Source organism: Shouchella hunanensis (genome assembly GCF_028735875.1).
Classification (GTDB): domain Bacteria; phylum Bacillota; class Bacilli; order Bacillales; family Bacillaceae_D; genus Shouchella; species Shouchella hunanensis.
This window is the reverse complement of sequence record NZ_CP117834.1, coordinates 1,752,708-1,773,081: the sequence shown is the minus strand read 5'-3', so window position 1 is coordinate 1,773,081 and position 20,374 is coordinate 1,752,708. Positions and strand designations below refer to the sequence as shown.

The window sequence follows — 20,374 nt, the reverse complement described above, 5'->3', positions numbered from 1 at the left end:
TTAAGCACTTATAACCTTTCTTCGATTAAACACTAGTAACAGACTTCCGCAGATAATGAATAACGAACCTGCTATTAATAGATATCTAAACCACTCTTCCCCTGTTTGAGGTAATGTTTTAGGCAAATCCTCTGATTTGTCATCCGTTGGGGCCGTTTCAGATGGTTCATATGGTGGTTCTGGTGTAGTTGGTGGATCTGGTGTTTCAGATGGTGGTGGAGGAGTCAGCTCTTCTGTCGGTTCTTTCGTATTTTGCACGACTAGCTCCAAAATTTCTTCCGCTCCAACCTGCACCGTAAATCTAATTTCATCCTCTAACTTTTGATAACCGTCAGGCGCTTTTGTTTCAATCAATTGATAGTCGCCTGGAGTTAAACCTTGAACATCTACTAACCCAAGGTTATTTGTAGTTACTGTCTCCACTACTTGATCTTCATCATTTCGAATTTCAAATTCAGCACCCTGCAACGTTGCATCGCTTTCAGAATCAACTTTAATAATCGTAACATTACCTAAAATCAACTGATTGACGGCTTCTACCATCACGACTTCCTGTTGATTAAACTCTATTTCGAATGCTAGTTGCGTTTCATCGAGCTCGTAGCCAAACGGTGCTTCCGTTTCTACAAAGTAGTAGCTGCCTGGGGATAAATCATTGACCACTAGTTTGCCTTCTTCGTCTGTGGTTAAACCGGTTTGGAGTTCGTTATCTTCAGAGTCATATAGAGTGAAGACAGCTCCTTCGAGTGTCTCTCCCTCTTCATCCACTTTTGTCAGTTCAACGGCGCCCGGGCTTGCAGAGTTTTCCTTTATAACTTCCAGTTGAACTTCTTGGTTAAAGACAATCTCGAATTCAAGCGGCGTGTTATCAAGTTCATACCCTTCCGGTGCTTCTGTTTCGACAAAATAGTAGGTTCCTAATGTTAATTCCTCTACGACTAATCGTCCTTCTTCATCTGTTGTTAAGCCCGTTTCGAGTTCATTGTCTTCTGCATCAAATAAGCTGAAGACTGCTCCCTCAAGCGTTGCTCCTTCTTTATTAACCTTTGTCAGTCCAACAGATCCTGGTGTAAATTCATTCACAAAGCTTACTTCTGTAACGGTTGTTTCCCCTAATCCAATTTCAAAGACAATCGGCGTTGGATCTAATTCGTACCCAGGAAGTGTCATGGTTTCTACCAATTGATAGTTCCCTGGAGCTAAATCATCAATAAGCAGCTTACCTTCCTCGTTTGTCAGTAATCCTTCTCGCAGCACGCTTCCTTCGCTATCTTGAAGCTCAAACTCAACTCCCTCTAGAACTGCCCCATCTTCGTCCTCTTTCGTCAGTTCAATAGCTCCTGGGATTAAAGTATTTTCCTTTGTTAATTCCAGCTGTGCTTCTTGATTAAAGACAATCTCGAATTCAAGCGGCGTGTTATCAAGTTCATACCCAAATGGTGCTTCTGTTTCGACAAAATAGTACGTTCCTGGCGCTAACTCTTCTACAACTAAACGTCCTTCTTCATCTGTTATGATACCCGTTTGAAGTTCATTGTCTTCTGCATCGAATAAACTGAAGACTGCTCCTTCAAGCGTTTCTCCCTCTTCATCAACCTTAGTCAGTCCGACAGAGCCTAGTGTAAATTCATTGACGAAACTCAATTCAATGATCTCCGTTGGACCTAGTTCAACCTCAAAGGAAATCGGCGTTGGATCTAACACATATCCTGGAATCGTTGCTGTCTCAATGAATTGATAGCCGCCTGGTGCTAAATCATCTAACAACAGCACACCATTCTCGTCTGTGAGCAGCCCTTCACGCAGTGTATTTCCTTCAGTGTCCTGGAGTTCAAATTCTACCCCTTCAAGATCCGTTCCATTTTCGTTCACTTTTGTTAATGCTACGGAACCTAAGATCAATACATTTTCTTTTGTTACCTCTAGCTGTGCTTCTTGATTGAATACAATCTCAAACTCGAGTGGTGTAGCGTCCAGCTCATATCCAAATGGTGCTTCTGTTTCTACAAAGTAGTAGTTTCCTGGTGCTAATCCCTCTACGACTAAGCGACCATCTTCACCTGTTGTTAGTCCTGTTTTCAATTCAATGTCTTCTACATCGAATAAGCTGAAGACCGCTCCTTCAAGGGTTTCTCCTTCTTGATCGACCTTAGTCAGTCCGACCGATCCTGGCGTGAATTCGTTGACAAAGCGAAGTTCTCCTACCGTTGTCTCACCTAATCCAATTTCAAAGACAATCGGTGTTGAATCTAGCTCGTAGCCTGGAAGCGTCGCTGTTTCAATAAGTTGATAATGTCCTGGTGCTAAATCATCAATAAGCAGCTTACCTTCTTCGTTTGAAAGTAATCCTTCACGCAAGGTGTTTCCTTCGCTATCTTGAAGCTCAAATTCCACACCTTCTAAAATAGTCCCATCTTCATCCACTTTAGTTAGCTCAATAGCTCCTGGAATCAAGGTGTTTTCCTTCGTCAGCTCCAGTTGCACCTCTTGATTAAACACAATTTCAAACGCTAGCGGCGTATCATCCAACTCATAACCGAATGGCGCTTCAGTCTCAACGAAATAGTAGCTTCCCGGTTCAAGATTTTCAACAACAATTCTTCCGTCTTCATCGGTTGTTAAACCCGCTTCAAGCTCGTTCCCCTCTGTATCAAACAAACTGAAGACTGCCCCCTCGAGTGTTTCGCCACTCTCTCCAACCTTTGTCAATCCGACAGAACCTGAGCTAAACTCATTTACAAAGCTTCGTTCGACGGTTTCAGTTTGACCAAGTGTAATCTCAAAAGGAATTGGGGTTGGATCTAATACATATCCCGGAAGTGTAGCTATTTCGACTAGCTGATAGCTTCCTGGTACCAGTTCGTCAATGAAAAGTTTACCTTCTTCATCCGTAAGCAGACCTTCACGTACTGTATTGCCATCGTTATCTTGAAGTTCAAATTCCACACCTTCTAAAATCGTTCCTTCTTCATCCTCTTTTATCAATTCAATAGCACCTGGAATCACTGTATTTTCTTTCGTTAACTCCAGCTCTGATTCTTGATTAAAGATGATTTCGAACTCTAATGGCGTGTCATCCAACTCATAGCCAAATGGTGCTTCTGTTTCTACAAAATAGTAGGTTCCCGGTGCTAAATTTTCTACTATCACTCGTCCTTCTTCGTTCGTTGTTAGGTCCGTTTGTAGTTCATTGTCTTCACGATCAAATAAACTGAAGACCGCTCCTTCAAGCACTACCCCGTCTTGCCCAACTTTTTCTAAGCTAACCGATCCTGGCGTAAACTCATTAATGAAGCTAAGTTCACCTACTGCCGTCTCCCCTAAACCAATTTCAAATGGAATCGGTGTTGGATCTAGCTCATATCCTGGGAGTGTTGCTGTTTCAACCAGTTGATAGCTACCTGGTGTTAAATCGTCAATGAAAAGTTTACCTTCTTCATCTGTGAGTAATCCTTCACGTAGCACACTACCGTCACTGTCCTGAAGCTCAAACTCTACGCCTTCAAGAATGGTTCCTTCTTCATCAACTTTTGTTAATTCAACCGCACCCGGAATCAAGACATTTTCTCTTGTTAACTCCAGTTGCGCTTCTTGGTTAAAGTCAATTTCAAAGGCCAATGGTGTATCGTCTAGCACATAACCAAACGGTGCCTCAGTCTCAACAAAGTAGTAGCTGCCTGGTGCTAAATCTTCTACAACTAACCGCCCTTCTTCATTGGTTGTTAGACCCGTTTGCAGTTCATTGTCATCCGCATCAAATAAGCTAAAGACAGCTCCTTCGAGCGTCTCTTCATTCTCTCCAACTTTTGTTAAACCGACCGACCCTGGCGTAAACTCGTTCACAAAGCTTACTTCCGTTACGGTTGTTTGTCCTAAGCCAATCTCAAATGGAATTGGTGTTGGATCCAGCTCATATCCTGGGAATGTTGCTGTTTCCACTAGTTGATAACTTCCTGGTGATAAATCGTCAATGAAAAGTTTACCTTCCTCATCCGTAAACAAACCTTCACGCACTGTATTGCCATCACGATCCTGAAGTTCAAACTCCACGCCTTCAAGAATCGTTCCATCCTCATCTTCCTTCGTCAGTTCAACCGCACCTGGTATTAACGTGTTTTCTTTCGTTACTTCTACCTGTGCTTCTTGGTTAAAGACGATGTCAAATGGTAATGGTGTATCGTCTAACACATAACCAAAGGGTGCCTCAGTTTCTACAAAATAGTAGCTGCCTGGCACTAAGTCTTCTACGACTAATAGACCTTCTTCGTTTGTTGTTAGGCCAGTTTGTAGTTCATTATCTTCTGCATCAAATAGGCTAAAAACAGCTCCTTCAAGCGTTTCGCCATCCTCTCCGATTTTAAGTAGTTCTACAGACCCTGGTACGGGACTATTCTCTTTTATCAGTTCAATTTGACCTTGAACGGCCAACTCAATGGTAAAAGGAATAGGTGTAGCATCTAATACATAACCAATTGGTGCCTCTGTTTCAATTAATTCGTAGTTTCCAGGCAAAAGATCCTCAATGACAAGAATTCCATTCTCATCGGTAGTTAAACCTGTTGCTAACTCTTCTCCTGCTTCATCGATTAGAGTAAATACGGCTCTCTCAAGAAGCTCTCCATCCTCACTCTGTTTCGTTAGTTGAACAGAGTTATCTAGATCCATGTACACGCCAACCCTTGCTGGTTCAACAGGTTGTCCTTGATCTGTCGCGATGGCAAAAGAGTTCCATGCGGCTCTTTGCGCAGGGTTAACCGTTTTATCCAATACACTAGAGTCAACGTCTGCTGCTTCTGGAGCCATCATCGAGAAAGCAATGGCGATATCTTCTCCATCAATCCATTCCACTCCATCTCGGAGCTCAATCTTAAATGAGTGAACGGAAGACCAATCGTCGACCTCAGATGCCAAGACCCAATTCGGTGCCTGTGCCCCTTCAGGATTAGATAGTTGCTCTGTTGTGTCAGGGTAGTTGGTATGTCTTATTAAATCATCACGTTCCGGCGTGAGTGCCGTACTATAATATACATCCACTCGACCATCCCATTGCGATGGGAGCTGAATCGCTTCTGTTAGCTGTGGCGTGAATTGACTACCACGATCAATATTATCAGTAATCCCTAAATCACCAACAGATGGTAAAACATCCATTAATGTCATCGTAGAAATCGTACTTCCTGTTGTATTCGTTAGGGTTAATTGATAGTCAATGGCCCCTCCAGGAACCGTTCTTCCAAACGTAGTAAACTCATCATCTAATTCTCCTCTGACAAGTTTCTCAGTTTGGATATTATACTGTCCGCTCATATAATATTCGTTCCCTGATTTCAAACGCGGTTGATCTGTACTTCCGTTTCCATTTAAATCCTCAACATCTGTTTGTAAAATGGTATCCGTAAGTCCTGGATTATCAACAGATGGAACAGTTAATTCCTCATCTCCAGAGAATCCATACACATCGAATGAGAGTACATTTGATGCACCTTCATTAATCTGGATAGTAATCTCAGAAGTTAGATTGTTGCTTGGTCTTAATAATCGATCAGTCCAATTAAACTTGACCAGCTGTCGCCCTGTATCATTGTAATTATCACTTACAATTTCATATGTTCCATCTGAAGCATTTCCATCCGCATCGATAAATTCAGCGTCTGGATCATCGGAGATCGTTACACCAGGTGGTAACAAGACCACGGCTTCTAATGGTTCACTCATAGCCAACGTAGAACTATTCTCCGTGTTTAAGTTTACACGCATACGGTTATCACCAAAATCAACATAGGATCCTTGGTGATTCGTTAACTCTACATCAACCGTAGCAATCGGTGGTTGATCAGTTGGTCGTGGAGCAATTTGTGCAGAACGTGGAGTGGCAATTGTGTTTGATCCATAGTGCCTGCCATTCGTGCCCTTACCGAAACTTGTCCCTTCGCCCCCGATACCGAACACATCAAATTCATTTGTTACACTCCCAACGTAGCCCGGTTCTACATCAAAATAGTATGTTGGATGAGCCCCACCCATTCCACTAGGAGCATGTGTGAAATTTAGATAGATAGCACTTACTCTTGCATCTGCTTCAATTCCTAAGTCATTTCTAGTGTAAATTCTTCTAATCTCAGCATCTTCAATTAAAACTAGTCTTTCTCCATTCACGTCTGCCTCAATATTAAATCGAGGGGGATCTAAAAATGGAACACCCTCTGGGAATTGGTTTGTGGGTCTATATATAAATCTAGCCCCTGATCCCCCTGTTCTCATTTCTTTGAAAACTAAATTCTCATCAATGTTCATCACAGTTGTATACGCTCTAAAATCTCCTTCATTACTTTCATGTAAAGGAGAAATATTATGATAAAAGGCTAATAGTGCATCGTCATAAACAAGAGGATTCGGGTCTCTATTCGTATTTGAACCAATATTCCCTCTTTCATCGATAGGACCGATATGTCCAGGAATAAACACACTTCCTCTTATCTCACCAGTCGCCTTATCAGAATCAGCAATCGTGACACTGTGGTTAGCATTTACTGAGTTTTCATTATCTTCTCCAATAAATTTAGCGCTTACATCAACATGATTCGTTAATGTTTGATCAACTGTGTTACGACCTACTGTTAAGACGACTTCTAACTCAGTGTTAAACAGTGTGTCTTCTGCAGCTGCTTGCTCTTCAATGCTAGGCGCTTCAAATGTCCATACTAAAGTATTACCATTTTGTTCTGGCTCAGGACCTGTAATGGTAGATTGATAGGATAGACCATTTGGCAGCGTATCGACTACGGTAATCTGAGAGCCCGGCTCCAAATAATTTTGGCCAATATTAGTTTTAGGGATATCTACGTTCATTTCCCAAACTGTTTGCGAATTAGGAATTGGTATATTCCGATCATTCCCCCTAGCTTCCGTATATCGCTTAGAAGCAGAGATTGTGGTTGATGCATCAATAACGACAGTTGCTAAATCTTGTACTGGTTCAAATTGATCTGCTTGAAAAGATGCTTGCACATCTAACTCTGTGCCACTTGCTATCAAACCATTCGTTGTTTGCAATTTAATAATATTTTCATAGGTTTGACCGGCTTGTAACGTGTCAAATTGATAGATTAATTGGCTTGATTCAGAATCAAAAGTTGGCTCTACACCAGCTATTCTTAATTCTGATAATGATTGATTAAAATTCACTTCACTTGAAAGTGGTAGATCAACTATTATGATGGCATTTGTGTACTCTGTGATAGAACCTGTTGTTTTAAAAACCAGCTTATATGCTGCATCGTTTCCTGCAAGAACATTAGCATTTAACGGCGAAACATCAATATCTACGTTTAGATCTCCCACCATTGGTTTAAAAATAGGCTCGTCCTGATCATCATTCCCATCTTCACCTTGATTTGTTTCTTTTTGTTGCTTAGACTCTTCTTCTGAAGAGGAGTCTTCTGAATTCACGTCGCTTGATTCCTCGGACTTGTCACTTTCAGGGTTAGCTTCTTCTACACCTTCATCGTCACCAGAGCGACTTGCGTCTGATTGGTCCGAATTGTTTTCCTTATTCTCTTCCGTACCAGATTCTTTTAAGCCTTCATCTGCATCGGAAGGATCTGATTCCACTGTCACAAAAAAGTCAAGACTCTCCGTACTGCCATCATTAAGATGACCTCTAACTTCTAGACTATTCTCACCTACATTAAAACCAGTTAAAATGATAGTCGCAGATAGAGGAGACAATTCTTCTTTATGAATATTTAAACTATTTTCCTCGTTATTATAGATCATCGTACTATCGGACTTTAACGCTTTTGTACTCTCTTCATCATATTTGATTCCATCTGGAAGAATAAACTCCAAATTAACCAAATTAGAATAGGTCGTTTCGACATTAAGAATAACCTGTTCTTCTGTTGGTACCCCTTGAACAGAGATATCTACTTCCTCATTGAATTCTCTTTCCGAAGCCTGTGTTAAACCAATTTGTCCATATGGCGAAAAAAGAATTAAGAAAATAAGAATAACAATAAAACTTTTTTTGACCCCTTTCTGTCTTCTCATATAACCCTCCCCAAAATTAAATTAGTAATATATAGGACAATAAATACGATTAAACGTCAAAAGGTGCATTTTTAGTCCATATATTTACACAAATCATAGCACCGTTAAACAATCTGTCAAATTATAGAATGATAAATCGAAATATTATACTAAAACGATTGTAATAACAAGGATTTTAAATAGATCTAAAGATTTATTTCTACAATAATAAGAAAAATTTACTAGTATGCAAGACTTTACGATAGATCAATCGTTTTGCTACTAATTACACATTCAACTCAGTCATTATATGAATTGGATAAAAAGACCTATTTATTGAAAATTGTTTATTATTTACAAACGGAAATAATAAAAGTAAATCAAGAGAAGCTTTAGACCTATTAACTTTATCTCTTTTTATCCTGTTAAGAACGCGTGCTCTAATCGTCGGTGGCATTCTCCACCATTGGAAAGCGATAATTCACCAACACTAACATGTGAGCGTCTTTTTGAAGTAACCCTAACTCCCTCTCCATTTTTCAAGGAAACGGATGATCACGCACAAAAAAGCCCTTGCATGCAAGGGCTTAATAGGAATATTTTATTTGATCAACTCATCCTCACTAAAAGTAAAGACAGCGTTATTAATTAATCCAGTCGCAGCCGTTCCAGCTTTTACACGAATGTAATTCTCATCATCTATGTAGCTCGTATACAAAGCGGTGCCTGTAACCTCTTCTCCAGGAGCTAATTCCCCTTCAACGGCACCATCCTGATAATCCTCAGTATATTCAGCTTCATCACCGAAACCAGACCCGTCAAGGTCAGCCGTGTATTCAAATAAACCAGCATTTTCTTTTGCATCAATGGGTTCATCACCAATATTTTTAATCGTAATGGAAGCAGCGACAAAAGCGTCTAAATCGGACATTTCACCGTCCACTTCATCAACCATCTCAACACTGTTCAGCGTAAATTCAAAAGAAGAGATATTACTGTGCATAATCGCTGTGTCTCCAACCTTCAAATCCATTTGGTCCTCTCCATCGTTTTCACCAATAGTCTCATCCTCTTCATCATTCGTTTGAGTATGTTCATTTTCATCTGTGTTCCCTTGATTGGAAGTGTTCTCTTCAGCAGGTTCTTGATTTACATCTGAATCACTGCAAGCCGCAAACAATAGTGAGCCCGCAGCAAAAATAGATGTAACCATCAACGTTGTCGTTTTCTTCATAAATACCAAACCTTTCAAAAATTAGTTATCCATTAGAACATAGCCTTTTTTCAATTTTTGAAACTTCTTTTTAGCTCAATCACTTGTCCACTAACACTACGTCATTTGCAAATCGCTTTTAAATAGGACAGAAAGATGTCCAAACGAGCTGAAGCACTATCGGCACTTTTCGAATCAAACGGTTTACATATGGCTTATAATAAAGTAAAACGTTGTCGCTACCAGCTCGAACACGAATTAGGTAGTAAGTAGAGAATGTACCGCTACATTACAAAGGGGTGAGCGTATGAAATTACCAACTAGGATGGGTACTGACCAAAACGGGTATATCGTGAATCCGACTCATCTAAATAAATTACAGGAGCATATCAAGCCTATACTACACACCCTACTTCAATTACTACTAAATCGTTTAGGGGAAAACGTACATAGCATGTATGTATATGGCAGTGTTGCACGAGGGGAAGCGATCCCCTTTAAATCAGATTTAGATTTAACCGTTATCTTATATTCTCCTATTAGCTCGACCACAAAAAATAGAATTCATGCAGAAACTTCCGAACTACTTAAAGAATATAAGCAACTGACCAAAGTTGATTACGATATGGGCGAAGTAAAGGAGGCGCTCCATCCCGATAACTATTATGAGTGGGGATTTTGGTTAAAACATATGTGTTGTTGTATACATGGTGAAGACCTTTCTACTCAATTCCCAGTGATGAAGCCCAATAAATTTATCAGCAGCTCGTTAAATAAAGATCTTATGCCGCAAACGAATCGTTTTATGGATACATTGAAGAGTGGGACTAAAACTTCAGCATTAGAAAAGCAAAGCATGATTAAGAAAATGATACGCGGTACCTATTTAACAATAAATGTGGAGGATGAAAGCTGGGCAACCACTATACAAGATCAATTGAACATTCTAGAGGCCTACTTTCCTAATGATTCCATCATTCAAGAGCTTCAGTATGTATACAAAGTAGAAACAATTGATTCCTCTACATTCCTTTCATTACTCCATGCATACAAATTGTGGTACGAAAAGCGTCACACTTCCTTCCGCTAAAAAGCTTGCCTCAATAAACGAGGTAAGCTCTTTTTATGAAAAACAAATTTTTAACACCACCATTACCGTTTCTCTATCAAGCATTCTATGCAGCATTACCTTCTTAATAAAGTTATCGGCAATGGTTTTTTCCATTAAGGTCTTCATTACAAGGAACCGTTTGTTACGGTCTTAATAAAGTCTGAAGACGACAACAGTTCTCATAGAAACGAACACAGCCTAAAAAGGAAATTCAACTGAATAGCTCTTTGACCATATGGATATTCTAGTATTAAAAACAAACTGGAGTACAATCATGTCTGAACATGTGGAAATTATCATTCGCTCTTTTTTAGCATTTTCAATTCTCTTAATAGGCGCTCGCTTTCTAGGCAAGCAGACCATTTCTCAAATGAATGTCCTCGATTTTATTATTGCCATCTCCATTGGAGCCATTACGGCTAATCTATCGTTCAATTTATCAGTTAAAATCCATCATTCCATATTAGCTTTTAGTATTTTCGTCGCTGTGAGTATTTTGACTTCCTATATTTCGTTAAAATCCTATCGAGCAAGACGTTGGATCACGGGGAATCCTACTGTGGTCATTGAAAATGGGCAGATCCTCGAAAAAAACATGCGAAAAGCAAGATATAATTTAAACGAGCTAAACCAATTGTTAAGAGAACGAAACGTCTTTAATATCGAAGAAGTTTTATATGCAATCGTTGAAACAAATGGAAAAATTAACGTATTAAAAAAACCCGAATATCAAGATGTAACTAAGCAAGATGTACAGGCCCCATTAAAGAAAAATCGATTACCTGTAGAATTGATTATGGATGGAAAAGTATTAGATAAGAACTTGAAAGAAAATAAGATTCAAGAGGAATGGTTGTCGAATGAATTAGAAAAAAGAAACCTTAAACACAAAGATGTGTTTTACGCTGTCATTTCAGCCACAAATAAATTATTTATCAATACTTATGAGAACCAATTAAGACACCCTAAAGATTTAGAGTGAAAATACTTTTTACTACATCGTTTATTTTGGAACACCTTGGGCTGTTAAGAATATACTATAAATAATTATTAAGAAAACGGAGGTTCTCGCTATGATGAGAAGAGCTAACCCTTCTAATCAAAAACCGAATCAAGAAGAAGATAATTTAGCGATGAGCTTAAAACTCGCATTGTTAGGGGGAATATTGACAACTTTAGGTGACGCTATTGCTACCTTCGCAGCAAAAATCGCTATTGAAGAATCACTCCAAGAAAATCTAACGCAAACCTCAAAAAACAATGAACAAGAAAATCGTATAAAGTCAATGGAAAATCAAATACAAGTATTACAAAAAAAACTGGATGATTTGCCTAAGTAGCTAAGATTTTATCCATGCGATTCACAAAACAAGGTGTGTCCTCTTCTTTAATAACTAACGAGCAATATGGAGGGGCTATTTCAACATTAACATGCAAACCATTTGTCCTTAACCTACCTGATGACCTCACAATATTGACTGGGTACCTTCTGCCACTTTTTTTTTCCCTCGAGAAGATCATTGACATTCACATAGCCACTCTCATCTAACTTAAGCCCTATCTTTTCTGGTGTATGCCTTAAAATCAAACTGAGTAATTTGTTCAACTCATTTTTTAAACATGGATGATTCCTCTCTTCTAAACAGTTTATAAACGGGACAAAGTCTTTTTTGAAAAGGGATTTTAAATACAAGAAGGAATTCTCTAACCTGTAACAGAACTAAACAAGTTGGTATGAATTTAAGTAGAAGTGCAATCTACTACCAACGGGTTTTATATTTATTATGAGGAAATGAGTATTGAAAGAACACTACTCTCATGATGAATGTACTACGTGACATTACTAAAGAACCGTCGCACGTGCACATTTATTGTCTGCCGATGTACAAACAAGTTAGATATGGAGAGTGAATTTACATGAGCATAATGAATGAGGCATTAGCTGTTCAAGTAGAAACCTCAGAAATTGACATGCTGCGTTCTCGACTTTCTGAAATTCAAAAAATTAAAGGAAACCCAATGGACGTAGAGATCCAGAAGTTTGGGAATGCCACAGCATTTACGGCCAAGAACATACCAGGACCTTCCTTTAATACAGTAAAAGGATTGCAAGATGGCGACGAAGAACAGCTAGATAAAATCGTCGATTTTTATAAGAAAAAAAAGATTCCAATTCGATTTGAATTAACTCCGGCTCATACATCATCAGAATTGCTAACTTCCCTAAATAAAGCCGGTTATTTTCATAATGGTTTTCATACAACTCTTTATACTCCCTTGACCAATGCAATTGAAACATGTAATGAATTTACTGAAAAGATGATGAATGTTCGTAAATTAGAAAAAGACGAATTTGATACCTATGCAGAAATATACGCAAAAGGGTTCCAACTGCCCGCATTCTTAACAGCTGGCATCGCACAAAATAATAAAATACTTCATCACCTCAAAAATTGGGATTTTTACATAGCTAGCTATCAAAACGAACCCGCTGGAATAGGCGTTTTGTTTACAAAAGACGGGATCGCTACTTTAGCTGCCGCGGCTACATTGCCACATCTACGAAATAAAGGCATTCATAGCGCTTTAATAAAACACCGGATCTACCAAGCACAACGACAAAGATGCCATTTCATTGTGGGACAGGCTTCATTTGGTTCCCCCAGTCAAAACAATATGGAGAGAGCGGGATTGAATATTGCTTATACCAAGGCAATTTGGGTTGGAGAATAAGTACGTGCCTTCCTTTCTATTAGCCTCATGGCTTTTGAAGGGCTTGCAACAATATAAAAATGATGTCAGATAAAAGGAAAATATTGAAGACGAGAAAAATCGTAAATCCAAAATCCTGTTTATAGCCAAGGAGAAGTAAGGAGATGAAAAGTGAGGATTGTACAAGCAGATATAAACCATATTCAAGGAATTATGGATGTATGTACGTTAGGTTACAAAGCGACGTATCGCGACATTTTTTCTAAAGAATATATGGCTCGAATCATTAGGGAATTTTATAACTATGAAAGCATATTGAAAGAAGTGACTACCGTGAATAAAAAATGGGGTGGCTACTTTATTGCAGTTGAAGAGGGTAATGTAATAGGTGCCGGAGCTGGTGGGATGCTCGATGATGAGAACACAGAATTATTTGTTTTGTACCTTAAACCGGATAGAAGAGGCGAAGGAATCGGCTCGAAAATACTCGATACGATATCTGAACAACAAAAGAACTTAGGGGCACTCAAGCAATATGTACTCGTTCAAAAAGGAAATCATAAAGGAATTCCGTTTTATGAAGCAAAGGGATTTTCATGTATACATGAACAAGATAGCTATGGCAATTCTAATAATGACACCTACATATCTTTGCGGTATGTTCGCAAGCTCTAACGAATCATAAAATAAAAAGTCTATGCACAAAGCGAAGTCAAAAAAAGAAAGATGTGGTTTAACGATGGAAATTAGAAGACCCACTAATCAAGAAATTGAGACAATCATATCCCTCTCCCCACAAGCTGTGTCTGATGGCACGTTAGGTACAGCAAAACCTACAGCGGAAAAAAGCGAACAACTAATTCGATCACTTTTAATAAAAGGAAGCTATTATTTAGCGGCAGTAGATAATGGTAGAGTCATTGGTTGGATACTAGTTGGCACCAGTACAGACCTATTTACAGATAGTAGGCATGGATTTATTTACGAACTTTTCATAATACAGGCGTTTAGAGGAAAAGGGTTGGGTAAACATCTGATGACAGCAGCTATAGCACAGCTAAGAGACGAAGGGCATACCGAAGTACGTTTAAGTGCGTTTTTAGGAAATAATGCTATTAAGCTTTATGAGAAAATGGGATTCAACATACGAACCGTTTCAATGAGTTTACCTTTATAAATACATAAAAACAAAAGTGGCCACTCCGACCTTCCCAAATAACCTGATGGATCAACAGGGTATGAAATAAAAAAGGAAATCCACAAACGATTAACTGGCGAGAAGTTCAGAAACGGTCAAGATAGTATAGTAGTTATCCTAATAGAAAATGGAGAAATACACATGCAACGAATAACTTATAAAACGAGTGAGTTGTTAGAGATGATTGGCGTCTCCAGAGATGCACTTAGATATTATGAAAATCAAGGCATTCTAAAACCAAAGCAGGATGAACGCAATCATTATAGACAGTATCGTGATAAAGATATTTATACATTACTTGTTACAGACTTCTATAAGAAAAGGAGCTTGTCTTTAAAAGATATTAAAAAGCTGCAAGAAGGAACTGAAATGGAAGAACTGGAATCTCTATTACAAATAAAAGAGGAAGAGTTAGTGAGGAAAATCTCTCGTGATCGCTTTATGCTTCAGAAATTACGGGAAACAAAGTCGTTTTGTAAAGATATAGAGAAACACTTAAATAAGTATTCAATCAGGGAATTTCCAATGTACCAAGTGGTCGGTAATTTTTCTAATTTCTACTCTTTCCCTGAATACCCTACAATCTTAGAGCATTTGGATATGATTAAGGATGATATTCTAAGTAAAATAATAAGACAATTCACTTTTGATAAAGATGGTCTGTTGGATTCTAAGATGTATATTGTAAATAGGCAGAAACATGACACCGGAAATAAAGCTGAACACGATTTAAACTATAAGAAATGCATTTATACAGTTGTTGAAGATAGTAGATTTCAAGGTGGGACTAACGATATCAAACAAAAATTATTTAAGTCAACTTTAGAATGGGCAGAGATAAATGGGTTCAAGCCGAAAGGACTAGCCTTTGTCCAAACCCGTCTAATCACCTACATAGAAAATGATGAGAAGGTATTTCTTGAGGTATATATCCCAGTTGATAACTAAAATACTATTTGTTTATTGACTTGGGCGTAACACCCTAGTTTAATCTTATAGCCAGTGGAGTAGTCGTCAACTGTTCCATTGGCTATTTAGTATTATGGGGGTGCTTAAACGTTGAAAATGGTTAAGGAATATATCATGAGCACTTATATGATGTTCTATGTTCTTCTTCTTTTTATAGGTTTCCTAATGTTTTTGCTCGAGTCGCATTTTCTAATTGATCTATTTATTGTGCTCTCCTCTTGGACGTCAACGTTTGTTTTTGTGTTGATGTTTCGAAGAATCTATCCTGAAGAAAATTTATGGCTATTTGTTAAAAGACAATTTAATAAGAGAATTAAATGGTCTACTATGTTCAGTATTAGTATGATGTCAATAATCGTCTTGCTTTGCAGTATTTTTACAACCTATTTCATTTGGGACATTCCTGTATATGACCAACTACTTGCTTCATGGACTTCGTTACTTATAATCTTCGGTTACAATTTACTATTAGGACCCCTCGGAGAAGAATTAGGATGGAGAGGATTTGTTTTAAAAGAATTGCAAGAAGTTTACAACCCTTTGATTTCATCAATTATTGTTGGCTTTTTTTGGGGGTTCTGGCATACACCGTTATGGTTTCTATCAGGTTATACAGGAATACACTTATTGCAGTATATTTTCTCTTTCTTGATTGGAATTATTGCTATTTCAATCATAATAACAGCCTTTTTCACTATACATAAAAACCTTTTAATCCCTATTTCAATCCATCAATTCTTCAATTTCACAATCGCCATACAAGTAGGGGAATTACTAACTATTTTAACAGTTACTTCTCTATTCTATTTACTAATTGCGCTAATCATAATAATAGTTAATTATAAAGAGTGCCTGTATACAAGAAATCAAAGCACCTAAGTATAGTTGATCTGTCAGCAACTTGGTTTCAACTAGTTACATTTAAAACAGACACAAATCAAGGAGGGGTTCATTTTCTCCCCTCCTTGACTCTTGTTCTTACATTGAAACAACTTTTGTCGCAATGGACTGCTGAAAAGACTTATCGTGCTCAACGAACAGCATCGTGGGGGAAAATTCCTCTATTAACGCTTCGATTTGCATTCGTGAATAGATGTCAATAAAGTTCAATGGTTCATCCCAAATGTATAGATGTGCTTTTTCACATAAACTTTTAGCGATTAATAGTTTCTTTTTTTGTCCACCTGAATAGTTACTGATCTCCTTCTCAAATTGGTTCCGCTCAAAATCCATTTTTCTTAAAATCGATTTGAATAAGGTTTCATCAAGACGATGCTTTTCAATAAAGTCAGAAAGCATTCCCTTTAAACCAGAAGTGTCTTGCTGAACGTATGAAATCCGTAAGTTAGACCCTTTGGTTACAGTACCTTTATACTGTATAGCGTCACCTAAAATCAGCTTTAACACACTACTTTTTCCGCTTCCATTCTTGCCATCCAGTAAAATACGATCGCCATGTTGAATCGTAAAACTGATCGGTTCATTTACAACATGATGATCATATAGGATCGACAAATCGGTTACTTGAATCAAGTCTTTATTTTTGTAAGCTAACGACTCTACCTTTAGAGAATCCACGGTTTCAATGTTTTTTAAGAGATTTGATTTTTCGTCAATGGCTTTTTGCTGCCTCGCTTCTATATTCTTTGCTCGTTTCATCATTTTAGCCGCCTTGTGTCCAACAAAGCCTTTATCTAATTTAGAACCAGAGTTCGTCGTTCCATTTTTTGAAGATTCTACTTGGTTAGACCATCCAGCAGACCGTTTGGAGGAATGTTTTAATCTTCCTATATCTTTTTGTAGTCTATCATTTGTAGCTTGTTCATGTTCCTGTTGTCGATCGAAATTTAATTTCCAAGAAGAGTAGTTCCCACTTTGCACCTCAATATCTGATCTGTTTATAGATAAGATGTGGTCCACGCAACCATCTAAAAAATGCCGATCATGAGAGATCAATATGAACCCTTTTTTCTTCTTCAAATAATTTGAAACGAGTTTACGCGCTTCCGTATCTAAATGATTTGTCGGTTCATCAATTAGTAAAAATTGACCCTCATTCAAAAAAAGTGCAGCAAGTAATACCTTTGTTTGTTCCCCATTAGATAGCGTTTCAAATGGTCGATACATCACTTCTGCATCAACACCTAAATACGCTATTTCGCGGAGAAATTCCCAATCCTCCGCCTGTGGACAAATTTCCTCTAAGACTTCATGTGTCCATTTACTTTTATTTTCCACTTCATAAGGAAAATAGTTAAACTCAACGGAAGCGTCAATCCTCCCACTGTATTCGAACTTACCAAGCAATAAATGGAAAAATGTTGTTTTTCCCCTACCGTTTCTTCCGATAAATCCAAGCTTCCAGTCTGTATTAATCTGAAAGCTTACATCGTCAAAAATCGGATCAAAATGACTTGGATAAGAAAACGTTACATTTTGTACGTGTATAACTGACATATCTATCATCCCTTTTAATAGCATTTTTTCACTACAGAAAAAGGAGATAGCCAAACCTTATCATTTATTTCCCACATAAAAAGACACCGATCCAATCATCGGTGTCTTACTCAACTAAATTTACCTATGACCGACCCAACCTTGCGTGAGCAAAAATTGAGTCGTGAAAGGAAAATGTAGTTGGTTTAGAAATGAAGCGCCGATAACTGTTTTTGTAAGAAATATGATGTAAAAAAAGGCAGACTTCTCCCGCTTCCTGCTACACCTTTTCCAATTTTTACATTAATTCCATATAAAATCCTAAAAACAGTTAACATTGCTTTCACCTCCACTTCACGACTACTCAGTAGTACGAAACATAACATGTTATATCGATCATGTAAAGATACTTATTTATAATTCACTTTACTCTTAACAAAACGTACCCTATACACATCCATTACTCAGCAAGTCTTTTAACCATAAGAACGGACTCGTTTGAAACAGAAAACCTGTTTTTTTGATAAAAACGATAAGCCGGGACATTTTTTTCTGTGTTTAACGTGATAAATTTAATTTCTATAGCCTTTAATTTCGAATCCATTAACTCCAGGAATGCACTACCGACTCCTTGATTTTGTTCCTTTCTTGACACAAAGAATTCTTTAATAAAGTACTCTCGCCCTTCCCACCAGTTAAATACATAGCCTAAGGAGCAACCAATAAGAACGTCATTTTCGTCGTAAAGTGCCATAGATAGAGAATTCGTATTTTCTGTTAAATCTCTCATATATGCATCTAACTGTTCTTCGCTACTCCATTTGTCAAACCACGGATCATTCGTAAATACATCTAGGAAAAGCATTCTCATTTCCACAAAATCATGCTTATTTAGAACAGCTATTCTCATTTTTATAAACCTCTTTCTTCACTATCGATTTTAACTTCTAGTGTTTACTAAATTTAATGATAAAGCCGAGTCAATCGATGTCTCATTACTCCTTAAGGACAAATCGTTTCTCTCTATTATAAACTGTCGTCACTTAATTCTAACGTTCTTTATCTCCCTATTTGTTATCTAAATACTACTTCTGTAACAGCGCCTTTTCAGTTAATGCACTGAGTCTTTTTCAAAAAATAATTTAGAATTAAAAGGTATCTTTATATGCGAATAGAAAACAATAGTTAGTCGTAAGCATCAATGCCTTATGATAGACCACTGTATGCAAAAAAAAGTAAAAACGAAGGAGTGTTAAAATGAAGACAGATGGCCTAGAATACGCTATGAAAATGACGAATGAATTAGCCTATTCAGTTGATAAAAAACATTGGGATGTATCCTTACTAGAAGAATTAGGTAGCTTGCGAAAATTATTTATCCATATGATTAGAGTACGTAACGTCTATTGTGAAGGATTAAAGTCTGGCAACATTTCATTTCCGGGTAGTCTTCCATCCACAAAACTTAATGTACAATTAGAACTAAAAAACAGTTGTGCAGCCCTACTAGAGAATTTCAAAACGTGCTACTACAAACACATAACATTTAATGGAAGTGAAATAACTCTGGATGAGGTCTATAGTATAGCTGTACAACATGAGGGAATACATCAAGGCCAATTTTCAATCGCACTTAAGGCAAACGGAATTAAGTTGCCAGAAACATGGGTAACCGACTGGCATCTTTAAGTTTTTCTGTTTGCTCATTATTCCCCAATACCAAATGATCTATTGATTCAAAACCCCTTCACTTTCGGGCTATCGATGAGAACTAGATGAACTAACCCAAATGAAAAAACATACCCGATAAAAAGAGGTATGCTTCTCATTCAACTAAAGAGATCCGTTCTTATCACCTTTCTGATTACCAGGCATGTTACTGAGGATCAGTTCATGAATAACCTTTTCTATAAACCGTTCCTCCTCCTTGTTAAACGCACTCGGGAATAAATAAGGATTAGACTTAAATAAAGAACCTTCCCCCTTCTTAAGTTCGTCTCTTGCCCCTTTGTCTAAAAGTGGTTTGACTTCTGGTTTTAAAGTTGATACTAAGGCTTCGGTATGTGCTAGAACGTCAGGATCACTAGGCGCTTTACCTGCGTGAATAAATTGTTTCATTTTGCTAGCCCAGATCGTCATTTCTTTACTCAACTCAAGCTCTACTGTATGAGAGTGGAGCCTATTATACACTGAATCAGACTCATGTTCACTTAACCAGCGTTGTCGTACCTCTTCATTTTTCAAGGCATGAATAAGGACAAGCAATAATTCTTGATCGACAGAATCCGCCCCAGAAACGGTTTCTTGCACACGAGTCATGGTTTGTATAACCGTATCAATCTGCTTTTGTTTTTCCAACAGCATTTTTTTCTGTTCGACCATTGTCTGTGCTAAATCTTGTTCTGGGCTTTCCACATACGCCAAAATTTCTCCTAGTGATAAATCTAAAAACTTTAACACCAGTATTTTCTGCAGCTGAATAATGGAACGGTTGTTATAAACGCGATGCCCATATTCCGTCAATTCAGCAGGTTTCAATATCCCTGTTTGATCATAGTGTCGCAGCGTTCTCTCAGTCATTCCCGTCAGTTTTGCAAATTCCCCAATCGAGTATTTTCTTTCCATTGTCACTGCCTTCACTCCCTTTCTATTTAGACTCTAACACCTGACGTTACGTCAATAGCAAGTATTTATTTGAGACCATTTT

At 37.9% G+C, this 20,374-nt stretch carries 16 protein-coding genes; 9 read left to right on the top strand and 7 right to left on the bottom strand.

Features of this window, described 5'->3' with window-relative positions:
* Both PQ477_RS09050 and PQ477_RS09045 read right to left on the bottom strand, forming a co-directional pair.
* Positions 1 to 8,049, bottom strand: a complete 8,049-nt coding sequence (locus PQ477_RS09050; RefSeq protein ID WP_274273415.1) for a SpaA isopeptide-forming pilin-related protein — start codon at positions 8,047 to 8,049, stop codon at positions 1 to 3.
* A gap of 580 nt (positions 8,050 to 8,629) precedes the next feature.
* Positions 8,630 to 9,262: a DUF4352 domain-containing protein gene (locus tag PQ477_RS09045; RefSeq protein WP_274273414.1), complete on the bottom strand. Its 633-nt coding sequence runs from the start codon at positions 9,260 to 9,262 to the stop codon at positions 8,630 to 8,632.
* Positions 9,263 to 9,548: 286 nt separating this feature from the next.
* Between PQ477_RS09045 and PQ477_RS09040 the strand changes: the two genes are divergently transcribed.
* The 3 genes from PQ477_RS09040 to PQ477_RS09030 all read left to right on the top strand — a co-directional run bounded on the left by PQ477_RS09040 (position 9,549) and on the right by PQ477_RS09030 (position 11,692).
* Positions 9,549 to 10,331: a nucleotidyltransferase domain-containing protein gene (locus PQ477_RS09040; protein WP_274273413.1), complete on the top strand. Its 783-nt coding sequence runs from the start codon at positions 9,549 to 9,551 to the stop codon at positions 10,329 to 10,331.
* A gap of 295 nt (positions 10,332 to 10,626) precedes the next feature.
* A complete protein-coding gene (locus PQ477_RS09035; RefSeq protein WP_035394476.1) occupies positions 10,627 to 11,334 on the top strand; it encodes a DUF421 domain-containing protein in 708 nt (235 codons plus the stop codon).
* A gap of 91 nt (positions 11,335 to 11,425) precedes the next feature.
* On the top strand, positions 11,426 to 11,692 hold the full coding sequence (locus tag PQ477_RS09030) for a hypothetical protein (protein WP_052007822.1): 267 nt from the start codon (positions 11,426 to 11,428) through the stop codon (positions 11,690 to 11,692).
* 113 nt (positions 11,693 to 11,805) lie between these two features.
* Here the strand turns inward: PQ477_RS09030 and PQ477_RS20915 are convergent, their stop codons facing one another.
* Entirely contained in the window at positions 11,806 to 11,958 is a 153-nt protein-coding gene (locus PQ477_RS20915; RefSeq protein WP_432813899.1) for an RNA 2'-phosphotransferase, read from the bottom strand.
* 311 nt (positions 11,959 to 12,269) lie between these two features.
* Between PQ477_RS20915 and PQ477_RS09025 the strand changes: the two genes are divergently transcribed.
* The 5 genes from PQ477_RS09025 (at position 12,270) to PQ477_RS09005 (ending at position 16,110) form a co-directional block, all read left to right on the top strand.
* Positions 12,270 to 13,085 carry a GNAT family N-acetyltransferase gene (locus PQ477_RS09025; RefSeq protein ID WP_060704328.1) on the top strand — a complete coding sequence of 272 codons (816 nt, stop codon included), beginning with the start codon at positions 12,270 to 12,272 and terminating at the stop codon, positions 13,083 to 13,085.
* A gap of 150 nt (positions 13,086 to 13,235) precedes the next feature.
* Positions 13,236 to 13,739: a GNAT family N-acetyltransferase gene (locus tag PQ477_RS09020; protein ID WP_274273412.1), complete on the top strand. Its 504-nt coding sequence runs from the start codon at positions 13,236 to 13,238 to the stop codon at positions 13,737 to 13,739.
* Between the two features lie 64 nt (positions 13,740 to 13,803).
* Positions 13,804 to 14,241, top strand: coding sequence for a GNAT family N-acetyltransferase (locus tag PQ477_RS09015; RefSeq protein WP_144557512.1), 438 nt, complete (start codon positions 13,804 to 13,806; stop codon positions 14,239 to 14,241).
* A 162-nt stretch (positions 14,242 to 14,403) separates the two neighbouring features.
* Positions 14,404 to 15,210 carry a MerR family transcriptional regulator gene (locus PQ477_RS09010; RefSeq protein ID WP_274273411.1) on the top strand — a complete coding sequence of 269 codons (807 nt, stop codon included), beginning with the start codon at positions 14,404 to 14,406 and terminating at the stop codon, positions 15,208 to 15,210.
* A 135-nt stretch (positions 15,211 to 15,345) separates the two neighbouring features.
* Positions 15,346 to 16,110: a CPBP family glutamic-type intramembrane protease gene (locus PQ477_RS09005; protein ID WP_274273410.1), complete on the top strand. Its 765-nt coding sequence runs from the start codon at positions 15,346 to 15,348 to the stop codon at positions 16,108 to 16,110.
* A 99-nt stretch (positions 16,111 to 16,209) separates the two neighbouring features.
* Here PQ477_RS09005 and PQ477_RS09000 read toward each other — a convergent pair whose 3' ends face one another.
* The 3 genes from PQ477_RS09000 to PQ477_RS08990 all read right to left on the bottom strand — a co-directional run bounded on the left by PQ477_RS09000 (position 16,210) and on the right by PQ477_RS08990 (position 18,577).
* Entirely contained in the window at positions 16,210 to 17,688 is a 1,479-nt protein-coding gene (locus PQ477_RS09000) for an Lsa family ABC-F type ribosomal protection protein (RefSeq protein WP_274273409.1), read from the bottom strand.
* Between the two features lie 185 nt (positions 17,689 to 17,873).
* The gene (locus PQ477_RS08995; RefSeq protein ID WP_274273408.1) at positions 17,874 to 18,005 is read right to left on the bottom strand and encodes a hypothetical protein; all 132 of its coding nucleotides are present in this window, start codon (positions 18,003 to 18,005) and stop codon (positions 17,874 to 17,876) included.
* 122 nt (positions 18,006 to 18,127) lie between these two features.
* The gene (locus PQ477_RS08990) at positions 18,128 to 18,577 is read right to left on the bottom strand and encodes a GNAT family N-acetyltransferase (protein ID WP_274273407.1); all 450 of its coding nucleotides are present in this window, start codon (positions 18,575 to 18,577) and stop codon (positions 18,128 to 18,130) included.
* A 347-nt stretch (positions 18,578 to 18,924) separates the two neighbouring features.
* Between PQ477_RS08990 and PQ477_RS08985 the strand changes: the two genes are divergently transcribed.
* Positions 18,925 to 19,356 (top strand): DinB family protein, encoded by a 432-nt coding sequence (locus PQ477_RS08985; protein WP_274273406.1) that lies wholly within the window; start codon positions 18,925 to 18,927, stop codon positions 19,354 to 19,356.
* A gap of 144 nt (positions 19,357 to 19,500) precedes the next feature.
* Here PQ477_RS08985 and PQ477_RS08980 read toward each other — a convergent pair whose 3' ends face one another.
* Positions 19,501 to 20,292 (bottom strand): MerR family transcriptional regulator, encoded by a 792-nt coding sequence (locus PQ477_RS08980; protein WP_274273561.1) that lies wholly within the window; start codon positions 20,290 to 20,292, stop codon positions 19,501 to 19,503.
* Positions 20,293 to 20,374: the final 82 nt, after the last annotated feature.